At 72.0% G+C, this 23,677-nt stretch carries 23 protein-coding genes; 18 read left to right on the top strand and 5 right to left on the bottom strand.

Translation table 11 applies throughout. The features are described from left to right. The first annotated feature begins 77 nt into the window (after positions 1-77). Genes AB0P25_RS12760 through AB0P25_RS12770 form a run of 3 tightly spaced genes read left to right on the top strand, consistent with a single transcriptional unit; the run spans position 78 to position 4,091 of the window. Positions 78-1,208, top strand: coding sequence for an alpha/beta fold hydrolase (locus tag AB0P25_RS12760; protein WP_363807790.1), 1,131 nt, complete (start codon positions 78-80; stop codon positions 1,206-1,208). Positions 1,209-1,217: 9 nt separating this feature from the next. Next, positions 1,218-2,648: an amidase gene (locus AB0P25_RS12765; RefSeq protein WP_363807791.1), complete on the top strand. Its 1,431-nt coding sequence runs from the start codon at positions 1,218-1,220 to the stop codon at positions 2,646-2,648. A 57-nt stretch (positions 2,649-2,705) separates the two neighbouring features. Further along, positions 2,706-4,091 (top strand): aminotransferase class V-fold PLP-dependent enzyme, encoded by a 1,386-nt coding sequence (locus tag AB0P25_RS12770; RefSeq protein WP_363807792.1) that lies wholly within the window; start codon positions 2,706-2,708, stop codon positions 4,089-4,091. Between the two features lie 80 nt (positions 4,092-4,171). Here AB0P25_RS12770 and AB0P25_RS12775 read toward each other — a convergent pair whose 3' ends face one another. Continuing rightward, positions 4,172-5,971 carry a gamma-glutamyltransferase gene (locus AB0P25_RS12775; RefSeq protein WP_363807794.1) on the bottom strand — a complete coding sequence of 600 codons (1,800 nt, stop codon included), beginning with the start codon at positions 5,969-5,971 and terminating at the stop codon, positions 4,172-4,174. Position 5,972: 1 nt separating this feature from the next. Then, entirely contained in the window at positions 5,973-6,347 is a 375-nt protein-coding gene (locus tag AB0P25_RS12780) for a DUF1844 domain-containing protein (protein ID WP_064111234.1), read from the bottom strand. Positions 6,348-6,614: 267 nt separating this feature from the next. Here AB0P25_RS12780 and infC point away from each other — a divergent pair, with 267 nt between their 5' ends. The 3 genes from infC to rplT are packed head-to-tail and all read left to right on the top strand — an operon-like array spanning position 6,615 to position 7,891. Then, on the top strand, positions 6,615-7,271 hold the full coding sequence (infC, locus tag AB0P25_RS12785) for a translation initiation factor IF-3 (protein WP_082889085.1): 657 nt from the start codon (positions 6,615-6,617) through the stop codon (positions 7,269-7,271). Then, on the top strand, positions 7,271-7,465 hold the full coding sequence (rpmI, locus tag AB0P25_RS12790) for a 50S ribosomal protein L35 (protein WP_363807795.1): 195 nt from the start codon (positions 7,271-7,273) through the stop codon (positions 7,463-7,465). Before infC ends, rpmI begins: the two co-directional genes overlap by 1 nt. A 33-nt stretch (positions 7,466-7,498) precedes the next feature. After that, entirely contained in the window at positions 7,499-7,891 is a 393-nt protein-coding gene (rplT, locus tag AB0P25_RS12795) for a 50S ribosomal protein L20 (RefSeq protein ID WP_285113798.1), read from the top strand. A 217-nt stretch (positions 7,892-8,108) separates the two neighbouring features. On the opposite strand, the gene AB0P25_RS12800 is transcribed toward rplT, so the two are convergent. Next, positions 8,109-8,573 carry a hypothetical protein gene (locus AB0P25_RS12800; RefSeq protein ID WP_363807798.1) on the bottom strand — a complete coding sequence of 155 codons (465 nt, stop codon included), beginning with the start codon at positions 8,571-8,573 and terminating at the stop codon, positions 8,109-8,111. A 75-nt stretch (positions 8,574-8,648) separates the two neighbouring features. On the opposite strand from AB0P25_RS12800, the gene AB0P25_RS12805 reads away from it, so the two are divergent. The 11 genes from AB0P25_RS12805 (at position 8,649) to AB0P25_RS12855 (ending at position 20,979) form a co-directional block, all read left to right on the top strand. After that, positions 8,649-9,449 carry an RNA methyltransferase gene (locus AB0P25_RS12805; RefSeq protein ID WP_363807799.1) on the top strand — a complete coding sequence of 267 codons (801 nt, stop codon included), beginning with the start codon at positions 8,649-8,651 and terminating at the stop codon, positions 9,447-9,449. 84 nt (positions 9,450-9,533) lie between these two features. Next, positions 9,534-10,574, top strand: a complete 1,041-nt coding sequence (gene pheS / locus AB0P25_RS12810) for a phenylalanine--tRNA ligase subunit alpha (RefSeq protein ID WP_363807801.1) — start codon at positions 9,534-9,536, stop codon at positions 10,572-10,574. Beyond that, on the top strand, positions 10,574-13,114 hold the full coding sequence (pheT, locus tag AB0P25_RS12815) for a phenylalanine--tRNA ligase subunit beta (RefSeq protein WP_363807802.1): 2,541 nt from the start codon (positions 10,574-10,576) through the stop codon (positions 13,112-13,114). The genes pheS and pheT overlap by 1 nt, the downstream gene beginning before the upstream one ends. A 333-nt stretch (positions 13,115-13,447) precedes the next feature. After that, entirely contained in the window at positions 13,448-14,494 is a 1,047-nt protein-coding gene (argC, locus tag AB0P25_RS12820; protein WP_363807804.1) for an N-acetyl-gamma-glutamyl-phosphate reductase, read from the top strand. Beyond that, positions 14,491-15,645, top strand: a complete 1,155-nt coding sequence (gene argJ / locus AB0P25_RS12825; RefSeq protein WP_363807806.1) for a bifunctional glutamate N-acetyltransferase/amino-acid acetyltransferase ArgJ — start codon at positions 14,491-14,493, stop codon at positions 15,643-15,645. Before argC ends, argJ begins: the two co-directional genes overlap by 4 nt. Continuing rightward, positions 15,645-16,556 (top strand): acetylglutamate kinase, encoded by a 912-nt coding sequence (gene argB / locus AB0P25_RS12830; protein ID WP_363807807.1) that lies wholly within the window; start codon positions 15,645-15,647, stop codon positions 16,554-16,556. Before argJ ends, argB begins: the two co-directional genes overlap by 1 nt. Before the next feature lie 14 nt (positions 16,557-16,570). Then, positions 16,571-17,785, top strand: coding sequence for an acetylornithine transaminase (locus AB0P25_RS12835; protein WP_363807809.1), 1,215 nt, complete (start codon positions 16,571-16,573; stop codon positions 17,783-17,785). A gap of 36 nt (positions 17,786-17,821) precedes the next feature. Continuing rightward, positions 17,822-18,760 (top strand): ornithine carbamoyltransferase, encoded by a 939-nt coding sequence (gene argF / locus AB0P25_RS12840; protein WP_363807810.1) that lies wholly within the window; start codon positions 17,822-17,824, stop codon positions 18,758-18,760. Beyond that, positions 18,757-20,226, top strand: a complete 1,470-nt coding sequence (gene argH, locus AB0P25_RS12845) for an argininosuccinate lyase (RefSeq protein ID WP_363807811.1) — start codon at positions 18,757-18,759, stop codon at positions 20,224-20,226. The genes argF and argH overlap by 4 nt, the downstream gene beginning before the upstream one ends. Continuing rightward, positions 20,226-20,348 (top strand): hypothetical protein, encoded by a 123-nt coding sequence (locus AB0P25_RS12850; RefSeq protein WP_363807812.1) that lies wholly within the window; start codon positions 20,226-20,228, stop codon positions 20,346-20,348. The genes argH and AB0P25_RS12850 overlap by 1 nt, the downstream gene beginning before the upstream one ends. A gap of 1 nt (position 20,349) precedes the next feature. Next, a complete protein-coding gene (locus AB0P25_RS12855; RefSeq protein WP_363807813.1) occupies positions 20,350-20,979 on the top strand; it encodes a DNA-3-methyladenine glycosylase in 630 nt (209 codons plus the stop codon). 4 nt (positions 20,980-20,983) lie between these two features. Here the strand turns inward: AB0P25_RS12855 and AB0P25_RS12860 are convergent, their stop codons facing one another. Next, positions 20,984-21,589 (bottom strand): hypothetical protein, encoded by a 606-nt coding sequence (locus tag AB0P25_RS12860; protein WP_363807814.1) that lies wholly within the window; start codon positions 21,587-21,589, stop codon positions 20,984-20,986. Beyond that, positions 21,586-22,215, bottom strand: coding sequence for a DNA-binding protein (locus tag AB0P25_RS12865; RefSeq protein WP_363807816.1), 630 nt, complete (start codon positions 22,213-22,215; stop codon positions 21,586-21,588). The genes AB0P25_RS12860 and AB0P25_RS12865 overlap by 4 nt, the downstream gene beginning before the upstream one ends. A gap of 134 nt (positions 22,216-22,349) precedes the next feature. On the opposite strand from AB0P25_RS12865, the gene tyrS reads away from it, so the two are divergent. Continuing rightward, complete coding sequence (gene tyrS, locus AB0P25_RS12870; RefSeq protein ID WP_363807817.1) at positions 22,350-23,669, top strand: tyrosine--tRNA ligase; 1,320 nt, start codon at positions 22,350-22,352, stop codon at positions 23,667-23,669. Positions 23,670-23,677 lie beyond the last annotated feature (8 nt).

The following is a 23,677-nucleotide window of genomic DNA, read 5'->3' on the forward strand; positions in this document are numbered from 1 at the left end:
TAACCAACCAGGTTCGCTGTATCCATGTCAAGAGGGAATTCGCGTCACGAAACGGCAGACAGGTCGTCCTACTGGGTATGGGGTGGATCATCATCGCCGTCATCGTCGCCGCCTGCGCGGTCTCCGTCTGGGTCGCGCACCGCGCCGGCCTGCGCCTGGCGCATCGGGTCGTGCATCCCCGTTACCGCCCAGCGACCCGCATCCGGGCGTGCACCGCTTCCTCGGTGACGCTGGACGCGGACCGGCGCACGCTCCATCGGGGGCAGTTCGGACTCTGGTTCGGCGCGGAGGGGCACGCCGTCGTCGGGCCGATCCGTGGCCGGGATCACGCCGCGGGCACCGTCACGCGCGAACTGCTCCACGTGTCGGGCGACTTGGCGGATGCCGAACTGGGGTACTGGACGGGCCAGCTGCACGCGGGTCCCGAGGCGTTGCGACGACCGTTCCGAGAGGTCGAGGTCGCGGTCGCCGGCGGCACCGCGCCCGCCTGGCTGATCCCGCCGGAGCGGGCACGCCGTCCCGCGACGTGGGCGATCCACATCCACGGCTGGGGGACGACGCGCATCACCGCTCTGAGGTCGGTGCCGGCGACCGAGGCCCTGGGGATGACCTCGCTCGTCGTGTCCTTCCGCGGCGATGGCGAGGCGCGGGAGGTGGCCGGCGGCGTGTCGACGCTGGGCATGACCGAGTGGGAGGACGTGGATGCGGCGATCGGCTATGCGCGCGACCACGGCGCCGAGCGGGTCGTGCTCGTCGGCTGGTCGCTGGGCGGCACGATCGCCCTCCGGCTGTGCGAGCGGAGCGCGCACCGCAACCTGATCGAGCGCCTGATCCTCATCGGCCCGGTCACGGATTGGCGTACGGCGATCCGTTCCACCGCTGCGGACCGCGGTGTGCCCTGGTGGACGGCGGCTCTCGCGATCCGGACGCTCGCCGACCGCCGTGCCAGCGCGCGGATGGGCCTGCCTGGACCCATCGACTTCGACCGGCTCAGCTGGGGGCGCCCGGGGCGGCTGACGGTGCCGACGCTCGTCATCCACTCCGACGGAGATCGGCAGGTCCCGCTGGCATCGTCGGTGCTCTTCGCGATGGCGAACCCGGACCTCGTGCGGCTGGTCGAGCTCTCACCCGCGGAGCACGGCTGGGAGTACAACGTCGATCCGGCGGCCTTCAACCGCGCGATCATCGAGTTCGTCGAACCGGGCTAGCCTGGGCGCATGGCCGACCTCCACGAGCTGACCGCGCTGGAACTCTGGCAGGAGCTGCAGACGGGGCGCGTGTCGCCGCGCGAGCTCGCCTCCCACTACCTCGACCGCATCGAACGGCTGAACCCGCAGCTGGGCGCCTTCGTCACGGTGACGCGCGATGCGGCCCTGCGCCGGGCCGACGAGGTCGCCGAGAGCGTGCCGAAGACCGCACCGCTCTGGGGGCTTCCCTCCGGTGACAAGGACCTCTGGCAGCGCGCCGGCGTCCCGACCGGGTTCGGTTCTCGGGCGATGGCCGGGTTCGTGCCGGAGCAGAGCGACGAGATCGTGGAGCAGCTGGATGCGGCGGGCGCCGTCAGCCTCGGCAAGACGAACGCTCCCGAGTTCGGCCTGCCCGCCTACACCGAGTCGCTGGCCGCGCCGCCCGCGCGCAACCCGTGGAACCCCGACCTCGGGGCAGGCGGCTCGAGCGGGGGAGCGGCCGTCGCGGTCGCGAGCGGGATGCTCCCCTTCGCGCCGGGGTCGGACGGCGGCGGGTCGGTCCGCATCCCCGCGGCGGCGTGCGGCCTCGTCGGTCTGAAGCCCTCCCGCGGCCTCGTGCCCGCGGGCAGCGGCATCCCCTCGCTGGCCGGTCTCGTCGTGGACGGCCCGCTGGCCCGCACGGTGGCCGACGCGGCCCTCCTGCTCGACGGGATGATCGCGAAACGGCCGGACGGGGCGATCGACCACCACTACACACTGCGCGCGCCCTACGACGACGACGGACCGTTCCTCGGCACCGCAGTCCGCGGCGAGGGTCGGTTCCAGCTCGGCGTGATGACCACGTCGGCGTGGGACGGCGCCTACGACATCGCGATCGCGCCGGAGGCGCTGGACGCCGTCGCGAAGGCGGCCGAGCTCCTGGACACTATGGGGCACGGCCTCGAGGACACCGCCCTCGAACCGGACGACACGTACGCGCCCGCGTTCCGGACCATCTGGCAGGCGGGTGCTGCGCGGATCCCGGCCGAGGGCGAAGTCCTCGACCTGCTCGAACCGCTGACCGCCTGGCTGGTCGAGCGGGGCCGCGCCCTGAGCGCCCGCGAGCTCGGTGAGGCGCTGGCGACGCTGACCGCCTACGAGAGGTCGTTCATCCAGCAGCTCTCGTCGTTCGACGCGGTGCTGACACCGGCGATGGCGCTCACCCCGCGTCCGATCGGCTGGTACGACCAGGAGGACGGGGAGCGCAACTTCGAGCAGCAGGTGCAGTACACGCCGTTCACCTCGATGCTCAATGTCACGGGCCTGCCGGCGATCGTGCTGCCGGTGTCGGTCACCGACGAGGGCGTGCCGATGGGCGTGCAGCTGATCGGGCGGCCCGGCGGCGAGCGGACGCTGCTGTCGCTGGCGACCCAGCTGGAGCGCCGCATCCGCTGGCAGGAGCGGCGGCCGCCGATCTGGTGATCGGCGCCGCGATCACGCTCTGGTGCGCACCCGGGGGGTGAGGGCTAGCCTTCGCGTGTGAGCGATCGAGACGAGTTCGGTCCGGTGCTCGACGAAGCGGTCCTGCTCGCCGGGCGGTGGCTGGAGGGCGTGCGCGACGGGCCGATCCCGCCGACCGCCGACGTGGACGAGGTGAAGGACGCGCTCGGCCGTGAGCTGCCGGATCGCGGACCCGACCCCGTCACGGTGCTGCGGTCGCTCGCGCGCGGGGCCGAGCCCGGACTGATGCGCATCCACTCGCCGCGGTTCCACGGCTGGGTGATGGGCGGCGCGCAGCCGGTCGCGCTAGGTGCGGACTGGCTGACGTCCGCGTGGGACCAGAACAACGGGCTGCGGTCGGTGACCCCCGGCGTCGCCGGGGCGGAGGAGCTGGCGGCGGCGTGGCTGGTCGACCTTCTCGGGCTGCCGTCCGGGTCCGAGGTCGGCTTCGTGACGGGCGCCACGCTCGCCAACGTCACGGGCATGCTGGCCGGGCGGGACGAGGTGCTGCGCCGCGCCGGATGGGACGCCGCAGCCGACGGGCTCGCCGGAGGCCCGCGGGTGCGGGTGCTCGTTGGGGCGGAACGCCACGGCTCCGTGGACAGCGCGTCGGCGATCGCCGGACTCGGGCACGGGCGGGCAGTGGAGGTCGATGACCAGGGACGGATGCGTGTGGACGCGCTGCGCGCCGCGCTCGACGACGGCGAAGGTCCGGCCCTCGTCGTGCTGCAGGCGGGGAACATCCACTCGGGCGCCTTCGACCCGTTCGCGGAGGCCGTCGAGGTGGCGCACGCGGCGGGCGCGTGGGTGCACGTCGACGGCGCGTTCGGCCTGTGGGCCGCCGCGGCTCCGGGCCTGCGGTCGCTGATGGCCGGGGCCGAGCAGGCCGATTCCTGGGCGACGGACGCGCACAAGACGCTCAACGTCCCGTACGACTGCGGGATCGTCGCGGTCGCCGATCCCGCCGCCCTGCACCGCACGATGGCGCAGCACGCCGCGTACCTGGCGTCGTCCGACACGGTCGCGGATCCGTCGGACCGGGTGCCGGAGCTGTCCCGCCGCGCCCGCGGCGTGCCGGTCTACGCGACGCTCGCCCAGCTCGGGCGAGCGGGAGTGGCGGATCTGGTGCAGCAGCTCGCCGACGCGGCGACCGTGATCGCGGACGGTATCCGCGGGATCCCGGGCGGCGAGATCCTGAACGAGGTCGTCTACACGCAGGTCTGCGCGGCGTTCGGCGACGACGAGCGGACCCGCGCGATCGGAGCCGCGCTGCTGGCCGACGGCACCGCATTGGCGTCGCCGTCGACCTGGCACGGGCGTGCGGTGCTGCGCTTCTCGGTCAGCAACTGGCTCACGGATGCGGCGGAGGCGGCACGGACTGTCGCCGCCGTGGAGCGCGCCGTCGCCGCCGTCACCGTCTCCTGAGTGTGACGGCGGCGTCTCGTCGCCTTTGCGGCAGTGCTCGGGCGCCGACGCCAGGCGATTCCGCGGTCGCGGAGGCCGCCTCAGCGCCCGGCCGCGTACCCCTGCATCCCGCGCGGGTTCGCCGCCGCGCTCAGGAGTCCCGTCGAAGCATCCCGCCCGACGGACGACAGCCGGCCCAGCGTCCAGTCGCCCGCCCGCGTCACACGGTGGCCGCGCGCCTCGAGCCCGGCGATGACCTCGTCACCCAGTCGCGACTCGACCACCGCACCCGCGGGCACCCAGGTGCGCGGCCAGAACGACTCCGCGATGGAGGTCGTGTGCAGTGCCGGCGCGTCGATCGCCTGCTGCGGCGTGTACCCGCCGACGATCGTGCGGAGCAGGTAGAGCAGCTGCCACTGGTCCTGCTGATCGCCGCCCGGCGATCCGAGGGCGGTCACCGGGACGCCGTCGCGGAGCACGAGCGTCGGCGTCAGCGTCGTGCGCGGCCGCTTGCCGGGCGTGAGCGTGGAGGCGGAACCCTCCTCCAGCCAGGTCATCTGCAGGCGCGTGCCGAGGCAGAAGCCGAGCTCCGGGATGGTCGGCGACGACTGCAGCCAGCCGCCGGAGGGAGTGGCCGAGACGATGTTGCCCCAGCGGTCGACGACGTCGATGTGGCAGGTGTCGCCGCGGGTCTCGCCGGTGCGGGAGACCGTCGGCTCGCCGACACCCTCCGCAGCGACGCCCGACGGCGGCGTGTACTCGGTGCGCAGCGGCGGGAGGAACGGCTCGGCGCCGGGGACGCGTCCCGGGAGGAACTCCGCCGACGCGCGGTCGCCGATCAGCTCTCGTCGCGACGCCGCGTACTCGGGCGAGAGCAGCGCCTCCACCGGCACGCGGGCGTCGCCGAAGTAGGCGTCGCGGTCGGCGTAGGCGAGCTTCTGCGCCTCCAGCACCGTGTGGGCGCCCAGCTCGGTCGACGGATCGAGCCGTTCGTCGTCGGCGAAGCCGTCGAGGATGGCCAGGGTCTCGAGCAGGGCGGGCCCCTGGCTCCAGGCGTTCGTCTTCGCGATGGTGTGGCCGCGGAACTCCAGGGTCACCGCGTTCTCGTAGTGCGCGCGGTAGCCGGCGAAGTCCTGCTCGGCGATCACGCCCGCGTGGTCGCCGCCGTCGGAGTGCCGGTGCGGCGTCCGCACGAAGGCCGCGGCGGCCTGCGCGACGAAGCCCGTCGACCACTCGGTCCTCGCCGCCTCGATGCGGTCCTCCCGCGACTCGGCGTCGGACCCGGCCGCGATCAGCCCGCGCAGCACCCGCGCGTACGCCGGGTCGACGATCACCTCGCCGGGCTCCGGGATGCGGCCGCCGGGCATCCACCGCTCCGCCGACGTGGGCCAGTGCTCCGTGAACAGCGGCGCGACCGTGCGGATGGTCGCGCACACGCGCTCGAGCACGGGGTGCCCGTTCTCGGCGTAGTCGAGGGCGAACGCCAGCACGTCGGCGAGCTCCCACGTGCCGTGGTCCTTCAGGAGCAGCAGCCATGCGTCCACCGCGCCGGGGACCGCCGCCGCCAGCGCACCCGCGCCGGGCACGAGCTCCAGGCCCTCGGCGAGGTAGCGCTCGCGCGTCGCCCCGGCGGGCGCCGGTCCCTGACCGGAGAGGACGACCGGCGTCGGGTCCTCCGCCGTCGCGAACAGCGCGACCAGGTCGCCGCCCGGACCGTTCAGGTGCGGCTCCACGACGTGCAGCACGAACGCGCCCGCGACAGCGGCGTCGAACGCGTTGCCCCCGCGCTCCAGCACCGCCTGCGCCGAGGCTGTCGCCAGCCAGTGGGTGGACGCGCTCATCCCGAAACGCCCCTGCAGGGTCGGCCGGGTGGTGAAGGCCGGGGGAGGAGTGAAGGCCATGTCAGCTGACGGGGCCGGTGTACTTCTCGCCGGGGCCCTTGCCGATCTCGTCGGGGATCGCCGACGCCTCGCGGAACGCCAGCTGCAGCGAGCGGAGGCCGTCGCGCAGACTGCGCGCGTGCTGGTCGCCGACGTGCTGCGCGCTCGCCGTGACGAGGCCCGCGAGGGCGTCGATCAGCTTGCGTGCCTCGTCCAGGTCGGTCTGGTGCTCCGGGTCGTCGGCCAGGCCGCACTTCACGGCGGCCGCGCTCATCAGGTGCACCGCGGTGGTGGTGATCACCTCGACAGCGGGCACCTCCGCGATGTCGCGCGTGGCATCCGCGACGCCGTCATCGAAGGCGCCCGAGTCGTCGAAGGTGAAGGATGTGTCGCTCACTGCTTTCCTCTGCTAGAATTCTTCAGGCTCCGGGGCATCTGTCCCGGTACGAAAGTGGAGATTCCTCCCACCCGCGCTTGACCGCTATACAGGTTACCGGGTCGTTGCACTCCGCCACCGCGTGCGAACGCGGGGGTAGTCAGGGTGTTGTACCAGGCCTGCGAGATTTCTTTCGCAGGCCGTGCTGGTGCGTGGGACCTCCTCTTTCGCCGGATCGTCACCGATGATCCGTGGCCGAGAAGCATCGCTTGATCAGAGGAGAAAGACATCAGCGATCCCCGTACGAATGACCGTATCCGCGTCCCCGAAGTTCGACTCGTAGGCCCCAGCGGAGAGCAGGTCGGCGTCGTCAAGATCGAGGTCGCACTGCGACTCGCGCAGGAGGCCGACCTCGACCTGGTCGAAGTCGCGCCCAACTCCAAGCCGCCGGTCGCCAAGATCATGGACTACGGCAAGTTCAAGTACGAGGCTGCGCAGAAGGCCAAGGAGGCCCGGCGCAACCAGGCGAACACCATCCTCAAAGAGGTGCGGTTCCGCCTCAAGATCGACAAGCACGACTACGAGACCAAGCGCAAGCGCGCCGAGGGCTTCCTGAAGTCCGGCGACAAGGTGAAGGCCATGATCCTCTTCCGAGGCCGCGAGCAGTCGCGTCCGGAGCAGGGTGTGCGCCTCCTGCAGCGCTTCGCGGAGGACGTCGCCGAGCTCGGCACGGTGGAGTCCAACCCCACGATCGACGGGCGCAACATGGTGATGATCATCAGCCCGCTCAAGAACAAGTCCGAGGCCAAGCAAGAGGCCAACGCACAACGTGCCGCCTCCAAGGCGCGCGCCCAGGGGCGCGACCAGGAGCCGGTTGCTGACGCAGCGGATGCTGCTCAGTCCGACGAGAGTTCGCCCGCCCAGGCGACGAACGAGGAGAAGTAATGCCCAAGCAGAAGACCCACTCCGGCGCCAAGAAGCGCTTCAAGATCACCGGCAGCGGCAAGGTCATGAAGCAGCAGTCCGGCATGCGCCACAACCTCGAGGTCAAGTCCAGCGGCCGCAAGCGCCGCCTGAACGCCGAGCAGGTCGTGCCCGAGGTGGATGCCAAGGTCATCCGCCGGATGCTCGGCAAGTAATCCCGACACGTACTTCAAGAAGGAAATCGACTAATGGCAAGAGTGAAGAGGGCTGTCAACGCCCACAAGAAGCGTCGGGTCATCCTCGAGCGCGCCGAGGGCTACCGCGGTCAGCGGTCGCGCCTCTACCGCAAGGCGAAGGAGCAGGTCACCCACTCCCTCGTCTACGCGTACCGTGACCGCCGCCAGAAGAAGGGCGACTTCCGCCGCCTCTGGATCCAGCGGATCAACGCCGCGTCCCGTGCCAACGGCCTCACCTACAACCGCTTCATCCAGGGCCTGGGCCTGGCGGGCGTCGAGGTCGACCGTCGCATCCTCGCCGACCTCGCGATCACCGAGCCCGCGACCTTCGCGGCCCTCGTCGAGACCGCCAAGAAGGCGCTGCCGGCCGACACGTCGGCCCCGAAGGCGGACGCTGCGGCGTAACGCATCGCACACGGAACGGCCCGGTCGACTCACGTCGGCCCGGGCCGTTCTGCGTCTCCGGGCACGCGGGGCAGTTCGCGATCGCCTACCGGTGCGAAAAGGAGGAAATCCGCGCTCCCTCGAGCGATGTCTCCTCTCGGAGTGGACGGCCCGCGGCGTGTCGGATGGGAAATCCTCCGTTTCTCACCGGCACCCACTCGGCCCACGAGACAGAGGGTCAGTCGTCCGCGCCGTGGCCGCCCGAGCCGTGGTCGTCGCCGACGTCGTGGGTGGCCGGGTCGTCGGCGCCGTGGTCGTCGCCGACGTCGTGGGTGGCCGGGTCGTCGGTGCCGTGGTCGTCGCCGACGTCGTGGGTGGCCGGGTCGCCGGTGCCGTGGTCGTCGACGACGTCGTGGGTGGCCGGGTCGTCGGTGCCGTGGTCGTCGACGACGTCGTGCGTGGCCGGGTCGTCGGCGCCGTGGTCGTCGGGCGCCGGCACCGGCACCGCCGTCGGCAGGTCGCTCGGGGTGGGCCGCGGGATGCGGTCCTCGAGCGCCGGGGACGGCGTACCGCTCGGCTGGACGATGCGCGGCGTGTCGTCCCGCCCGCCGTCTCCGGTCGCGGCCACCGCCGCCGCCGTGCCGAGCCCGAGCGCGACCGCCGCGCCGCCCGCGATCAGTGTCGCCTTGACGAGTGTTCTCATCGTTCAGCCTCCATCCGCTTTCCTGTAACACGAGACGCAGGGCGATCGGGTTCAGCGCACCCATATGCTGGTGCCATGCTGGACAACCCGCGCTCGCCGCGCGTCAGGGCCGTCGCCAAACTCGCCAAGCGGCACGCCCGTTCCGAGACCGGCCTCTTCCTCCTCGAAGGGCCCCAGGCCGTCGCCGAAGCCCTTTCCTTCCGGCCCGAGCTCGTGGTCGACCTGTTCGCGACGCCGACGGCGCTCGAGAAGCACGGCGACATCGCGCGGGCTGCGGCGGAGGCGGACGTCGAGGTCGAGTTCGTCACCGGGCACGTCCTCGACGCGATGGCCGACACGGTCACCCCGCAGGGATTCGTCGCCGTCGCGCGGCAGTTCCCGACCTCCATCCGCGACATCTTCACCGGCCAGCCGCGCCTCGTCGCGATCCTGGAGGAGGTGCGGGACCCCGGAAACGCGGGCACGATCATCCGCGCCGCGGACTCCGCCGGCGCCGACGCCGTCGTGCTCACCGGGCGCACCGTCGACCTCTACAACCCGAAGGTGGTCCGCTCCACGACCGGGTCGCTGTTCCACGTGCCCGTCGCCGTCGGAGCCGATCTGGAGGACGTCGTCGGACGCGCGCACACCGCCGGGCTGCAGGTGCTGGCCGCCGACATCAAGGGGGAGGACCTGCTGGCCGCGCGCCGCGACGGCGAGCTGGCGCGTCCCACCGCCTGGGTATTCGGCAACGAAGCGCACGGCCTGGCCGACGAGCTGCTGGGGCTGGTGGACCGTGTGGTCACCGTCCCCATCTACGGTCGTGCGGAGTCGATGAACCTCGCCACGGCCGCCTCCGTCTGTCTCTACGAGTCGGCGTTCGCCCAGCGCACCTGAGTCGTTCTTCTCCACAAGCGGGACTTATCCACCGAATCGACGACGGCCGGGACGAACCGCATGCCCCGACTAGACTGGGTGACCGTGTCAGATACCACCCAGATCACCGAATCGGAGGTCGAGGCCGCGGTCGGAGCGGCCCTCGCCGCGATCGACGCCGCGACCGACTCGGCCGCGCTGAAGACGGTGCGCCACGACCACACGGCCGAGGGTTCGCCGCTCGCGCGCTTCAACGCGAGCATCCGCGCCCTTCCGGGCGACCAGAAGGCCGCGGCGGGCAAGCTCGTCGGCGGTGCGCGTGCCCGCGTGAACCAGGCGTTCGCCGCCAAGGAGTCCGAGATCGCGGCGGCGGAGGAGGCGGCCCAGCTGGCCGCCGAGGCCGTCGACGTCACGGCGCTGCCCTCGCGCTGGACGCCCGGTGCGCGCCACCCGCTGAGCCTGCTCCAGGAGCGCATCGCCGACATCTTCGTCGGCATGGGCTGGGAGGTCGCGGAGGGCCCCGAGCTCGAGAGCGAGTGGTACAACTTCGACGCCCTCAACTTCGACGCCGACCACCCGGCGCGGGCGATGCAGGACACCTTCTTCGTCGAGCCGACCGACGCCCACCTCGTGATGCGCACCCACACCTCGCCGGTGCAGCTGCGCGCGCTGCTGGGCGAGCAGGTCCCGGTCTACCGCATCGCTCCGGGCCGGGTGTTCCGCACCGACGAGTTCGACGCCACGCACCTCCCGGTCTTCACCCAGACCGAGGGCATCGCGGTCGACAAGGGCCTGACCATGGCGCATCTGCGCGGCACGCTCGACCACTTCGTGAAGACGCTCTTCGGCGACGAGGCACGCGTCCGCCTGCGCCCGAACTACTTCCCGTTCACCGAGCCGAGCGCCGAGCTCGACCTGTGGCACCCGACCTTCAAGGGCGGCGCGCGCTGGATCGAGTGGGGCGGCTGCGGCCTGGTCAACCCCAATGTCCTGCGGTCGGCGGGCATCGACCCCGATGTCTACTCCGGCTTCGCGTTCGGGATGGGCGTGGAGCGGGCCCTGATGTTCCGCAACGACGTCAAGGACATGCGCGACATGGCCGAGGGCGATGTCCGGTTCTCCCAGCAGTTCGGAATGGTGGTCTGATGCGCGTCCCCCTGAGTTGGCTCGGCGAGTTCGTCGACCTCGAGCCCGGCACCACGCCGGAGGAGGTTCACGCCGCCCTCGTGTCCGTCGGGCTCGAAGAGGAGGACATCCACACCTTCGAGCTGTCCGGCCCGATCGTCGTGGGCCAGGTGCTGGAGTTCGTCGAGGAGCCGCAGAGCAACGGCAAGACCATCCGCTGGTGCCAGGTGCGCGTCGCGCCCGAGGGCGAGTCGGCGGCCGACGGCGGCGCCGACGTGCGCGGCATCGTCTGCGGCGCCCGCAACTTCTTCGAGGGCGACAAGGTCGTCGTGACGCTTCCCGGCGCCGTGCTGCCCGGTCCCTTCCCGATCGCCGCGCGCAAGACCTACGGTCACGTCTCCGACGGCATGATCGCGTCGGCGCGCGAGCTCGGGCTCGGCGAGGACCACGACGGCATCCTGCGTCTCAGCACGCTCGGCCTCGACCCGGAGGTCGGTACCGACGCGGTGTCGCTGCTCGGCCTGGACGACGCTGCCGTCGAGGTCAACGTCACGCCCGACCGCGGCTACGCATTCTCGATCCGCGGCATCGCCCGCGAGTACTCGCACGCGACCGGGTCGGCGTTCCGCGACCCGGCGGATGCGGTTCCCGTGTCCGCCGAGCACGCCAGCGGCTTCTCGGTGACGATCGACGACAGCGCGCCCATCCGCGGCCGGGTCGGCGCGAGCGTGTTCGTCACGCGCGTCGTGCGCGACGTCGACGGCAGTCGCCCGACGCCGGCGTGGATGATCGCGCGGCTCAAGCTCGCGGGCATCCGCTCGATCTCGCTGATCGTCGACATCACGAACTACGTGATGCTCGAGCTGGGCCAGCCCATCCACGGCTACGACCTCGACAAGCTGTCCGGCGGCATCGTGGTGCGGCGCGCGGCGCCGGGGGAGAAGCTGGTCACCTTGGACGACCAGACCCGCACCCTCGATCCGGAAGACCTCGTCATCGCCGACGACTCCGGCGCGATCGGCCTCGCCGGCGTCATGGGCGGAGCGTCGACCGAGATCGGCCCCGATACCCGCAATGTGCTCGTCGAGGCCGCGAACTTCGACCCGGTGTCGATCGCGCGCACCGCCCGCCGGCACAAGCTGCCGAGCGAGGCGTCCAAGCGCTTCGAGCGCGGCGTCGACCCGCAGGTGGCCGTGGCGGCCGCCGGGCGCGTGGTGCAACTGCTCGAGCAGCTGGCCGGTGGCCACGCCGACGGCCTCGGCTCGCTGCTCGACGCGTCGGAGACCGCCGAGGCCATCCGCCTCCCGGACGGCTACATCTCCTCGCTCATCGGCGTCGACTACACGGAGGACGAGGTGCGCAGCGCGCTCGCCGAGATCGGCGGCGCCGTGACCGAGGCCGACGGCGCCCTGCTCGTCGCTCCTCCCACCTGGCGCCCCGACCTGCGCGACAAGTCCGACCTCGCCGAGGAGGTCGCCCGCATCGTCGGCTACGACCGCATCCCCTCGGTACTGCCGGTCGCCCCTCCCGGACGCGGCCTGACCCGTGAGCAGCGCCTCCGCCGCGCAGCCGCACAGATCCTGGCGGACAACGGCGCGACCGAAGTACTGGCGTTCCCGTTCGTGAGCGAGGCGCAGAACGACCTCTTCGGTCAGGCCGAGGCGGGCGGGCACGTCCCGGCCGTCCGGCTGGCCAACGCCCTGGACGCGACCGCGCCCTACCTGCGCGCCTCCCTGTTGCCCGGGCTGGTGGAGGCGGCCAAGCGCAACCTCGCCCGCGGGCTCGTCGACCTGCGGGTGTACGAGATCGGCACGGTGTTCCGTCCGTCCGAAGGCTCGATCGGCAGCGAGACGCTTCCGCCCGGGGCGGCGCTGCCGTCGTCGGACATCCTCGCCGGCCTGAACGCCGGCATCCCGGCCCAGCCGCGTCACCTCGCGGGCCTCGTGGTCGGCGACGTGCACGGCAAGCAGCCGGGCGCGGCCGCCGTGCCGGCCGGTCTGGTAGACGCTCTCGACATGGTGCGTCAGACCGCCGCGGCGGTCGGCGTGACGGTCGATGTCGCCCAGTCGTCGCACCAGGCCCTCCACCCCGGGCGCACCGCGCAGCTCCTCGCGCTCGGCGCGGACGGCGAGGCGGTGCCGGTCGGCTACGCGGGCGAACTGCTGCCGGCTCTCGCGCAGGAGCTCGACCTCCCGCGCGTGGTCGCCGTCTTCGAGCTCGACCTGGACGCCCTGATCGCGATCGCGCCGCCGGAGATCGTGGCGGGGGTCATCGCCGGATTCCCGGCCGCGACGCAGGACCTCTCCCTGGTGGTCGCCGCGGACGTCCCCGCGGGTGACGTGCTGCGGGCAGTCCGCGAGGGCGCAGGCGAACTGCTCGAGCACATCCACCTGGTCGACGACTACCGCGGCGCGGGCTTGCCGGAGGGACGCAAGAGCCTCACCTTCGCCCTCCGCTTCCGCGCCGACGACCGCACCCTCACCGCCGCAGAGGCGTCCGAGGCCAAGCTGGCCGGCTCCGCCCACGCCGGCGAGCTGTACGGGGCGACGATCCGCGAGTAGCGGCGCGCGCTCGGCGCGAATGCCGCCGTTTGTCACATCCGCTGCTGTTCGCGCAGCCGCCGATGTGACAAACGGCGGCATTTGTCGTCGGGAGGCGGGGAGGAACACCCCCGCCCCCCGCGATTTGGCGGCGGCGGGGGAGGGCGCGCTAGGGTTGTCCCATGCTTTCCGTCCGGTGCACCCCCTCGACGCGCGCGGCCCTCGCCGCCCGCGCGATGCGCCGACGCCTGCGCGACCGCCGAAGCTAGGCGGCGTTCAGGGCGGTCCGTGCGCGGGCCGACGTGGGCGTCGCCGTCGCCGAGACAACCGTCGTCCACTCGAAAAGGAAGAAGCATGACTTTCTCGGTCGCCGTCGCAGGCGCATCCGGATACGCGGGCGGTGAGCTGCTGCGCATCCTCGCCGAGCACCCCGACTTCGAGATCCGCACCGTCACCGCGCACAACAACGCCGGTCACCCGCTGATCGCCCACCAGCCGCACCTGCGCAGCCTCGCGCACCTGACCCTGCAGGAGACGTCCGCGGCGAACCTCGCCGGTCACGACGTCGTGTTCCTCGCCCTGCCGCACGGAGCGTCCGGCGAGATCGCCGCCCAGATGCCCGACGACACGATCGTCGTCGACTGCGGCGCCGACCACCGCCTCGAGGACCCGGCCGCCTGGGCCGCCTTCTACGGCGGCGACCACTTCGGCGCCTGGGCGTACGGCGTACCGGAGCTGCCGCTGGCCGGCGGCGCGAAGCAGCGGGAGAACCTGGTCGGCGCTCAGCGGATCGCGGCCCCCGGATGCAACGCGAGCGCCGTGTCCCTCGCGCTCGCCCCGGGCATCCAGGCCGGCCTCATCGAGGACGAGGACATCGTCGCCGTGCTCGCGGTCGGCCCGTCCGGTGCGGGGAAGTCGCTCAAGACGATGTACCTGGCGAGCGAAATCCTCGGCTCGGCGAACCCCTACGGCGTCGGCGGCACGCACCGCCACATCCCGGAGATCCAGCAGAACCTCCGGAAGGCCGGAGCAGGAGCGCCGACCGTGTCGTTCACGCCAGTGCTCGTGCCCATGTCGCGCGGCATCCTCGCCACCTCGACCGCCCGCGTGAAGCCGGACGTGACGGCCGAGCAGGTGCAGCAGACGTGGGAGGCCGCGTACGCGGACGAGCCGTTCGTCCACGTGCTGCCGGCCGGCACGCTGCCGCGCACCAGCGACGTGCTCGGCGCCAACACCGTGCTGCTGGGCGTCGCCCTCGACCAGGCCGCGGGCCGCGTCGTCACGGTGCTCGCGATCGACAACCTCTACAAGGGGACGGCCGGCGCCGCCATCCAGTCCGTCAATATCGCCCTCGGCCTCGACGAGACCGCGGGCCTGACCGTGAACGGAGTCGCCCCGTGAGCGTCACCGCTGCATCCGGATTCGCCGCCGCCGGCGTCGTCGCCGGGCTCAAGGCGAGCGGGAACCGCGACCTCGCGCTCGTCCAGAACCTGGGCCCCCTGAACGCCGCGGCCGCGGTCTTCACCACCAACCGCTGCAAGGCGAACCCGGTGCTGTGGAGCGAGCAGGTCATCCAGGACGGCGTCGTCTCCGCGATCGTCCTCAACTCGGGCGGCGCCAACTGCTACACCGGCGCGCGGGGGTTCCAGACCACGCACGCGACGGCTGAGGCGGTCGCCGAGCAGCTGGAGATCTCGGCCGGCGACGTGCTGGTCTGCTCCACCGGCCTCATCGGCGAGCAGCTGCCGCTCGACAAGCTCATCACGGGCGTCACCGCGGCAGCGGGAGCCCTCGCGAGCGACGCGGGCATCGCCGCGGCCGAGGCGATCATGACCACCGACACGCGACCCAAGCAGTCCGCCCACCGCTCCCCGGACGGCTGGACCGTCGGCGGCATGGCGAAGGGCGCCGGGATGCTCGCGCCCGGACTCGCGACGATGCTCGTCGTCCTCACCACCGACGCCGTGCTCACCTCCGAGCAGCTGGATGCGGCCCTGCGCCAGGCGACGCGCGTCACCTTCGACCGCCTCGACTCGGACGGCTGCATGTCCACGAACGACACGGTCGCCCTCCTCGCCTCCGGCGCGAGCGTCGTCGAACCGGCCGAGGCCGACTTCGCCCTCGCGCTGACCGAGGTGTGCCGCGACCTCGCCGAGCAGCTGCAGGCGGACGCCGAGGGCGCCTCGCACGACGTCGCCATCCAGGTCGTCAACGCGACGTCCGAGGACGACGCGGTGACGGTCGGCCGGGCGGTGTCGCGCAGCAACCTGTTCAAGGCCGCCATCTTCGGCAACGACCCCAACTGGGGCCGGGTGCTGGCGGCGGTCGGCACGACCGACGCCGAGTTCGACCCGTACGGGATCGACGTGGCGATCAACGGCGTCCAGGTCTGCACCGCGGGCGAGCCGGACCAGCCGCGCGAGCTGGTCGACCTGACGCCGCGGAAGGTCCACATCCTGATCGACCTGCATGCGGGCGAGGAGACGGCGACCATCCTGACCAACGACCTCACGCACGACTACGTGCACGAGAACAGCGCGTACGCCAGCTGATGGACACCGCAGAGGACATGACGGACACCGCCGAACGCGAGGAGGCGGCGTCCAAGGCCGCCACCCTGATCGAGTCGCTGCCGTGGCTCAAGGCCTTCCACGACGCGATCATCGTCGTGAAGTTCGGCGGCAACGCGATGGTCAGCGAGGAGCTGCAACGCACCTTCGCCGAGGACATGGTCTACCTCCGCTACGCCGGGATCCGCCCGGTCGTCGTCCACGGCGGCGGCCCGCAGATCTCGGCCATGCTCGACCGGCTCGGCATCGAGTCCGAGTTCCGCGGCGGCTACCGCGTGACCACCCCGGAGGCGATGGATGTGGTGCGCATGGTGCTCACCGGCCAGATCAACCGGGACATCGTCGGCAACATCAACAAGCACGGACCGCTCGCGGCCGGGCTGTCGGGCGAGGACGCCGGGCTCTTCCAAGGCCGCCGCCGCGCGGCGGTGGTCGACGGCGAGGAGGTCGACCTCGGGCTCGTCGGCGACGTGGTCGCGGTCGACCCGGAGGCGGTGCTCGCGCAGCTCGCAGCCGGGCGCATCCCGGTGGTGTCGTCCATCGCGCCCGACATCGACGACGCGGGCCAGGCGCTCAACGTCAACGCGGACGCGGCCGCGGCCGCCCTCGCCGTCGCGCTGGGCGCGTCCAAGCTCGTGATCCTGACGGATGTGGCCGGCCTCTACAGCGACTGGCCGAATCGTGATTCGCTGCTCTCGAAGATCGGCGCCGACGAGCTGCGCGAGCTGCTGCCGTCGCTCGAGTCGGGGATGATCCCGAAGATGGCGGCCTGCCTGGACGCGGTCGACGGGGGAGTGGCGAAGGCCGCGATCATCGACGGACGGGTGCCGCACTCGATCCTGCTCGAAGTCTTCACGCAGTCCGGAATCGGGACGGAGGTGGTGCCCGCGTGAGCGAGGCACAGGCAATGACACGATACGAGACGGACGAATGGCGGGACGGGGCCTGGAAGGGCCCGTTCGGCGACCGCTTCATGCGCACGCTGGCGACGCCGAAGCTGATGCTGGTGCGCGGCGAGGGCGCCCGGGTCTGGGATGTGGACGGCAACGAATACCTCGACTTCCTCGCGGGGATCGCCGTCAACTCCCTCGGGCACGCGCATCCCGCGCTCGTCGAGGCCGTGACCGCGCAGGTGGGAACCCTCGCGCACGTGTCCAACTACTTCTCGACCCCTCCGCAGCTGGAGCTGGCCGAACGCCTCCGGCGCATCACCGGCGCCGGGGAGAGCGGCCGCGTCCTGTTCGGCAACTCGGGCGCCGAGGCGAACGAGGCGGCCTTCAAGCTGGCCCGCCTCAACCGCACCGGCCCGCACGGGCGCCGCACGCGGGTCCTGGCCCTGCACAACGCCTTCCACGGCCGCACGATGGGCTCCCTCGCGCTCACGGGCAAGCCGCCGATGCGGGAGGCGTTCGAGCCGCTTCCGGGCGGGGTGGAGCACATCGACTCCACGATCGAGGCACTGGAGGCATCCATCGACGGCCATGTGGCCGCGCTGTTCGTCGAGCCGATCAAGGGCGAGGCCGGGGTGCTCGACCTGCCCGACGGCTTCCTGGAGCGGGCGCGCGAGCTCACCGAGAAGCACGGCGCGCTGCTCATCGTCGACGAGATCCAGACCGGCGTCGGCCGCACGGGCGAGTGGTTCGCCTACCAGCGGGCGGGCATCCTCCCGGACGCGGTCACGGTCGCCAAGGGGATGGCCGGCGGCGTGCCGATCGGCGCGTTGGTGACCTTCGGCTGGGCCTCCGAGCTGTTCAGCCAGGGTCAGCACGGATCGACGTTCGGCGGCAACCCGCTTGCGACCGCCGCAGGCAATGCCGTGCTCGCCGAGATCGAGCGGGCGGGTCTCGTTCAGAATGCCGCGCGCCGCGGCGAGGAGCTGAAGCAGATCATCCGCGACTTGGACCACCCGCTGATCGACGCGGTCCGTGGTCACGGCCTGCTCATCGGCATCGGGCTGACCGAGGGGGAGGCGCACCGCCTCTCCGATGCGGCGCTCGCCGAGGGCCTGATCATCAACGCGCCGAACGAGTCCAGCATCCGACTGGCGCCTCCGCTCATCATCGGCGACGCCGAACTCGCCGGCTTCCGGGAGCGCTTCGGACGCGCGCTCGCCGCCGTCTGACACCGACCACCTCCAGCACCACGAAAGGGCGGGTACATGACCCGGCACTTCCTCCGCGACGACGACCTCTCGCCTGCCGAGCAGGCGGAGGTGCTGGCCCTGGCGGCCGACCTGAAGCGCGACCGCTTCTCGGCGAAGCCGCTCGCCGGTCCCCAGACCGTCGCCGTGATCTTCGACAAGACCTCCACCCGCACGCGCGTCTCGTTCTCGGTCGGGATCTCCGACCTCGGCGGCAGCCCGCTGGTCATCCAGAGCGGCGAGAGCCAGCTCGGCGGCAAGGAGTCGATCGCCGACACCGCGCGCGTCCTGGAGCGGATGGTCGCCGCGATCGTCTGGCGCACCTACGCGCAGGCGGGGCTCGAGGAGATGGCCGAGGGGACGCGCGTCCCGGTGGTGAACGCGCTCTCGGATGACTTCCACCCGTGCCAGATCCTCGCCGACCTGCTCACCGTTCGCGAGCACAAGGGCCGCACCGAGGGGCTGACCATGACCTACGTCGGCGACGGCGCGAACAACATGGCGCACTCTTACCTGCTCGGCGGCGCGACCGCCGGCATGCACGTGCGGATCGCGGCCCCCGCGGCGTACGCGCCCGACGCATCCATCGTCGCGGACGCCCGCGCCATCGCCGAGCGGACCGGCGGCTCGGTCGCCGTGCTTACCGACCCCGCGGAGGCGGCGGCCGGTGCGGACGTCGTGGTCACCGACACCTGGGTGTCGATGGGCCAGGAGGCCGAGAAGGCCGAGCGGGTCGCCGTCTTCGGCGACTACACGGTCGACGGCCGCCTGATGGGGCTGGCCGCGTCCGACGCGATCTTCCTGCACTGCCTGCCCGCCTACCGCGGCTACGAGATGAGCGCGGATGTGCTCGACGGACCGCAGTCGGTGGTGTGGGACGAGGCGGAGAACCGCCTCCACGCGCAGAAGGCCCTGCTGGCTTGGCTGCTGGAGAAGAACACGGAGGCGGGCGCATGACCGACGGAACCGCTGCATCCGCAGGCGCCGGTGGCGGCAGGACCGGCGAGGGCTCGCTCTGGGGCGGACGGTTCGCCGGAGGCCCGTCGCCCGAGCTCGCCGCGCTGAGCAAGTCCACCCACTTCGACTGGGAGCTCGCCGCCTACGACATCGCGGGCTCCCGCGCGCACGCCCGGGCGCTCGCCGCGGCCGGCTACCTCACCCCCGAGGAGCTGGATGGGATGCTCGCCGCCCTCGACGCGCTCGACGCCGACGTCGCCTCCGGCGCCTTCACCGCAGCCGACACCGACGAGGACGTGCACGGCGCCCTCGAGCGCGGCCTGATCGAGCGCGCGGGCGCGGACCTCGGCGGCAAGCTGCGCGCCGGCCGCAGCCGCAACGACCAGATCGCCACGCTCATCCGCCTCTACCTGCGCGACCACGCCGGCGTCATCGCCGAACAGCTGATCGCGTTGATCGACGCCATCGCGTCCCAGGCCGACGCGCATTCCGCCGCCATCCTCCCCGGCCGCACGCACCTGCAGCACGCTCAGCCGGTGCTGCTCGCGCACCACCTGCTCGCGCACTGCTGGCCCCTGGTCCGCGATCTGCAGCGACTGGCCGACTGGGATTCCCGCGCGAACGTCTCGCCGTACGGCTCCGGGGCGCTCGCCGGCTCGACGCTCGGCCTCGACCCGCTGCTCGTCGCCCGCGAGCTCGGCTTCGCCCGGAGCTCGGAGAACTCCATCGACGGCACGGCCGCGCGCGATGTGGTGGCCGAGTTCGCGTTCGTCGCCGCGCAGATCGGCGTGGACCTCTCCCGGTTCGCCGAGGAGATCATCCTCTGGAACACCCGCGAGTTCGGCTTCGTCACGCTCGATGACGGCTACTCGACCGGGTCGTCGATCATGCCGCAGAAGAAGAACCCCGACATCGCCGAGCTCGCGCGCGGCAAAGCCGGCCGCCTGATCGGCAACGCGACCGGCCTGCTGACGACGCTCAAGGGTCTCCCGCTCGCGTACAACCGCGACCTGCAGGAGGACAAGGAGCCGGTCTTCGACTCGGTGCGCACGCTGGAGCTGGTGCTCCCCGCCTTCACCGGCATGGTCGCGACCCTGCGCTTCCACACCGAGCGGATGGCGGAGCTCGCACCGCAGGGCTTCTCGCTCGCGACGGATGTGGCCGAGTGGCTGGTGAAGCAGCACGTCCCGTTCCGCGTCGCGCACGAACTGAGCGGCAGCCTGGTCCGCGTGGCGGAGGAGAACGGGCTGGAGCTGCACGAGGTGTCCGACGAGCAGCTTGCCGCCGTGTCGCCGCTGCTCACCCCGGAGGTGCGGTCGGTGCTCTCGGTCGAGGGCTCGGTCGCCAGCCGCGACGGTGTCGGCGGCACCGCTCCCGACCGGGTCGCGGACCAGCTCGCCGCCCTGACAGACCACGTCCGGAAGGCCGCGCTGGCCCTCCGCGCAGCGAAGAGAGACCTCGTCTGATGGCCCGATTCCAGCCCGAGCGCAAGTACCCGTGGATCATCCCCGTGATCGTCACGGTGGCCGTCGCGGTGATCGTGGTCGGCCTCATCGTCGCCGTGGTCGCGGGCGGCCGGATCTTCTGACGTGACGCTGTACCGGCCTTCGCGCGACGAGTTCCTGGCGTCGTCTCTGGAGGTCGCGTCGCGGCTCCTCGGCGCCGTGCTGCGGCACGAGTCGCCGGAGGGGACGGTCGCGCTGCGCATCACGGAGGTGGAGGCGTACATCGGCGACGGCCTCGACCCGGGTTCGCACGCGTTCCGCGGCCGCACCAAGCGAAATGCGGTCATGTACGGGCCGCCCGGCCACATCTACACGTACTTCACCTACGGGATGCACGTGTGCGCCAACATCGTCTGCTCGCCGGAGGGCGAGGCGTCGGCGGTGCTGCTGCGCGGTGCGGAGGTGATCGAAGGGGAGGACCTGGCCGAGCAGCGACGCGTCGGGGCGAGCGGGAGGCGCATCCCGCCCCGCGATCTCGCCCGTGGACCCGCCCGGCTGGTCGTGGCGGCCGGGATGAGCCTCGCCGACGACGGCGCCGACCTGTTCGAGCCGCCGTTCTCGATCGAGCTGCCGGCGAACCAGACGGAATACGAGACCGGACCGCGCACCGGCGTCTCCGGCGCCGGAGGTGGGCTGGCGTTCCCATGGCGCTACTGGCTGCCGGGGGATCCGACGGTTTCGCCGTATAAGCGGCATCCCAAGTCGGACGACTGACGCGTCAGCCCGCGGCGATCCGGAACACGCCGGCGCAGATGCACGCCCAGATGATGCTGGTCAGCGTGCCGATGAGGAACCGCTCGCGCGCTTCCGCCTGCTCCAGCTCGGTGAACCGGCCGACGCCCTTGATGGCGATCAGCACGGCCAGGCCCTCGGGGAAGCCGGCCATGATCGTGCCGGCCGCGGCGAGCCGTTCGAGCAGGCCGATCGTGGTCCCACCGCGCAGCACCTCGCGCGTCGTGACCCCCTCGGGCGTGAGCGCCCGCACCAGGATGCCGTCGTGCGCGCTGGGCTCGGTCGTGCTGCGGGTGGCGAGCACGAGGACCAGCTGCGATGCCGGCCAGCCGCCGAGCACCGCGAGCGCGAGCGCCAGGATGCCGATGACGATCCGCACCGCGAAGGGCGCGTGCTGACTCGGGATGAGGACGACGACGACGGCCGCGGCGAGCAGGGCGGCGGCGCTGTAGACGAGCGGGCGCCGCGGGGTGCGCAGGGTGGCGACGATGCAGCCGAGGGACGCGGCGAGCAGCAGCACCACGAGCGTCCAGAGGACGACGGGGACGGCCTGGTTCAGCAGAAGGGGCAGCGGCAGCGGCCAGCTCGTCATGCGTCCTCCCGGGTTCCCGTGTCGCCGGCCTGGGCGGCGTCGGCGCGTTCCAACAGCCTAGTGAGGGCGGGCAGGGCGGCGAGCTCGACGCGCAGGCCTGCGGCACGGGCGCGGTCGCTCGCGGACTGCGGGGTGATCCCCAGGCGGGCTCCGGCCTCCTTCTGGCTGAGGCCCGAGCGCACCAGGTCGTACAGCTCCCAGCCCGCGGGCGTCCGGGCCGCCCGCACCGCGAGCAGGAGGGTGAGCAGCGCCTCGACGTCGGCCGCCTCCTCGGGGGAGGCGACGGCTTCGACCGCGAGCCGGTAAGGCGTGCGCTTCGCACGGGTGACGGCGGCGCGTGCGGCCACGAAGGCGTCGCCGGTGGCCTCGCGCGTGCTCTCGGGGAGGGGGAGCCGGACCGGCCCGAGACCGAGCCCGATGCTCCAGGCGTCGTCCCGGGAGAGCGTCAGGAGGATGTCCAGCGCGGTGGCCGCGTCCTCGGTGAGGACCTGGAGCTCGTCTCCGGCGTTCCGGTCCGGCGGAAGCGCCAGCCGCGGGCCGAAGCGCCCGCGCAGCGCCGCGAGCGCGGGGGCGACGGCGTCCGTACGCCCGCGACTGTCGATCTGGTCGGCAGTGATGGCGAACATCTCGCCTCCTCATCAGGTCTGTGCGCCTGACCGACATGCTATCAGGTCTACACACCTGATCGCTAGTGAATCAGGTCTCTGATCCTGATCGGAGTTGCGGAAGCGGCCTCCCGCGCATTGGTACGGTTGTACCCATGTCCGACACCGCGACCTCCCGCGCGCAGAGCCTCACCGCGCAGACCAACGACGCGTCCTTCGACGACGTCTGGGACGAGCTCGTCTGGCGCGGCCTCATCCACGTCTCCACGGATGAAGCCGCCCTGAAAGAGCTCCTCGCTGGGGAGCCGATCACGTATTACTGCGGTTTCGACCCGACGGCGCCGAGCCTGCACCTGGGCAACCTCGTGCAGCTCCTCACCATGCGCCGCCTCCAGCTCGCCGGCCACAAGCCGCTCGGCCTCGTCGGCGGCTCGACCGGTCTCATCGGCGACCCGCGCCCGACCGCCGAGCGCACTCTGAACACGAAGGAGACCGTCGCCGAGTGGGTCGGCTACCTGCAGGCCCAGGTCACGCGCTACCTCTCCGACGAGGGCGACAACGCGGTCCGGCTGGTCAACAACCTCGACTGGACGGCGCCGCTCTCGGCGATCGACTTCCTGCGCGAGATCGGCAAGCACTTCCGCGTCGGCACCATGCTCAAGAAGGACGCGGTCGCCGCGCGCCTGAACTCCGACGAGGGCATATCGTACACGGAGTTCAGCTACCAGATCCTGCAGGGCATGGACTTCCTGGAGCTGTACCGCCAGTACGGCTGCGTGCTGCAGACCGGCGGCAGCGACCAGTGGGGCAACCTGACCAGCGGCACCGAGCTCATCCGCAAGGTGGAGGGCGTCCACGTCCACGCGATCGGCACGCCGCTCATCACCAACAGCGACGGCACGAAGTTCGGCAAGAGCGAGGGCAACGCCATCTGGCTCGACCCGCGGCTCACGACGCCCTACGCGATGTACCAGTTCTGGCTGAACACCGACGATGCCGACGTGATCGCGCGGCTCAAGGTGTTCACGTTCCTCTCGCGCGCCGAGATCGAGGAGCTGGAGCGCAAGGTGGCCGAGGAGCCGTTCCGCCGCGAGGCGCAGCGCCGGCTCGCGTTCGAAGTGACTGCGCTGGTGCACGGGGTGGAGGCGACGGAGGCGGTCATCGCCGCGTCCGAGGCGCTGTTCGGCCAGGGCGACCTGGCCGCGCTCGACGCCGCGACCCTCGAGTCCGCGCTGCGCGAGCTGCCGAACACCACGGACACGGCGCCCTCGTCGACGGTGGCGCAGGCCCTGGTCGACACCGGCCTCACGTCGAGCCTCGGCGAGGCGCGCCGGGCGGTCGCGCAGGGCGGCGTCTACGTCAACAACACCAAGGTCGAGGACGCCGAGCAGGCGATCGGCGACGCCGTGCTTCCGGGCGGCATGGTGGTGCTTCGTCGCGGCAAGAAGACGCTCGCCGGCGTGTTCGTCGCGTGACGACGGGC

Origin of the sequence: Leifsonia sp. NPDC077715 (genome assembly GCF_040686855.1) — a bacterium.
Lineage (GTDB): Bacteria > Actinomycetota > Actinomycetes > Actinomycetales > Microbacteriaceae > Leifsonia.

Bases quoted from the DNA above. Each gene is read 5' to 3' on its own strand.
- AB0P25_RS12775 (WP_363807794.1), bottom strand. From the start codon at position 5,971: ATGGCCTTCACTCCTCCCCCGGCCTTCACCACCCGGCCGACCCTGCAG.
- tyrS (WP_363807817.1), top strand. From the start codon at position 22,350: ATGTCCGACACCGCGACCTCCCGCGCGCAGAGCCTCACCGCGCAGACC.
- AB0P25_RS12850 (WP_363807812.1), top strand. From the start codon at position 20,226: ATGGCCCGATTCCAGCCCGAGCGCAAGTACCCGTGGATCATCCCCGTG.
- AB0P25_RS12760 (WP_363807790.1), top strand. From the start codon at position 78: ATGGGGTGGATCATCATCGCCGTCATCGTCGCCGCCTGCGCGGTCTCC.
- AB0P25_RS12805 (WP_363807799.1), top strand. From the start codon at position 8,649: ATGCTGGACAACCCGCGCTCGCCGCGCGTCAGGGCCGTCGCCAAACTC.
- rplT (WP_285113798.1), top strand. From the start codon at position 7,499: ATGGCAAGAGTGAAGAGGGCTGTCAACGCCCACAAGAAGCGTCGGGTC.
- AB0P25_RS12865 (WP_363807816.1), bottom strand. From the start codon at position 22,215: ATGTTCGCCATCACTGCCGACCAGATCGACAGTCGCGGGCGTACGGAC.
- AB0P25_RS12765 (WP_363807791.1), top strand. From the start codon at position 1,218: ATGGCCGACCTCCACGAGCTGACCGCGCTGGAACTCTGGCAGGAGCTG.
- rpmI (WP_363807795.1), top strand. From the start codon at position 7,271: ATGCCCAAGCAGAAGACCCACTCCGGCGCCAAGAAGCGCTTCAAGATC.
- argC (WP_363807804.1), top strand. From the start codon at position 13,448: ATGACTTTCTCGGTCGCCGTCGCAGGCGCATCCGGATACGCGGGCGGT.
- AB0P25_RS12860 (WP_363807814.1), bottom strand. From the start codon at position 21,589: ATGACGAGCTGGCCGCTGCCGCTGCCCCTTCTGCTGAACCAGGCCGTC.
- argH (WP_363807811.1), top strand. From the start codon at position 18,757: ATGACCGACGGAACCGCTGCATCCGCAGGCGCCGGTGGCGGCAGGACC.
- AB0P25_RS12835 (WP_363807809.1), top strand. From the start codon at position 16,571: ATGACACGATACGAGACGGACGAATGGCGGGACGGGGCCTGGAAGGGC.
- argF (WP_363807810.1), top strand. From the start codon at position 17,822: ATGACCCGGCACTTCCTCCGCGACGACGACCTCTCGCCTGCCGAGCAG.
- AB0P25_RS12800 (WP_363807798.1), bottom strand. From the start codon at position 8,573: ATGAGAACACTCGTCAAGGCGACACTGATCGCGGGCGGCGCGGCGGTC.
- argB (WP_363807807.1), top strand. From the start codon at position 15,645: ATGGACACCGCAGAGGACATGACGGACACCGCCGAACGCGAGGAGGCG.
- pheT (WP_363807802.1), top strand. From the start codon at position 10,574: ATGCGCGTCCCCCTGAGTTGGCTCGGCGAGTTCGTCGACCTCGAGCCC.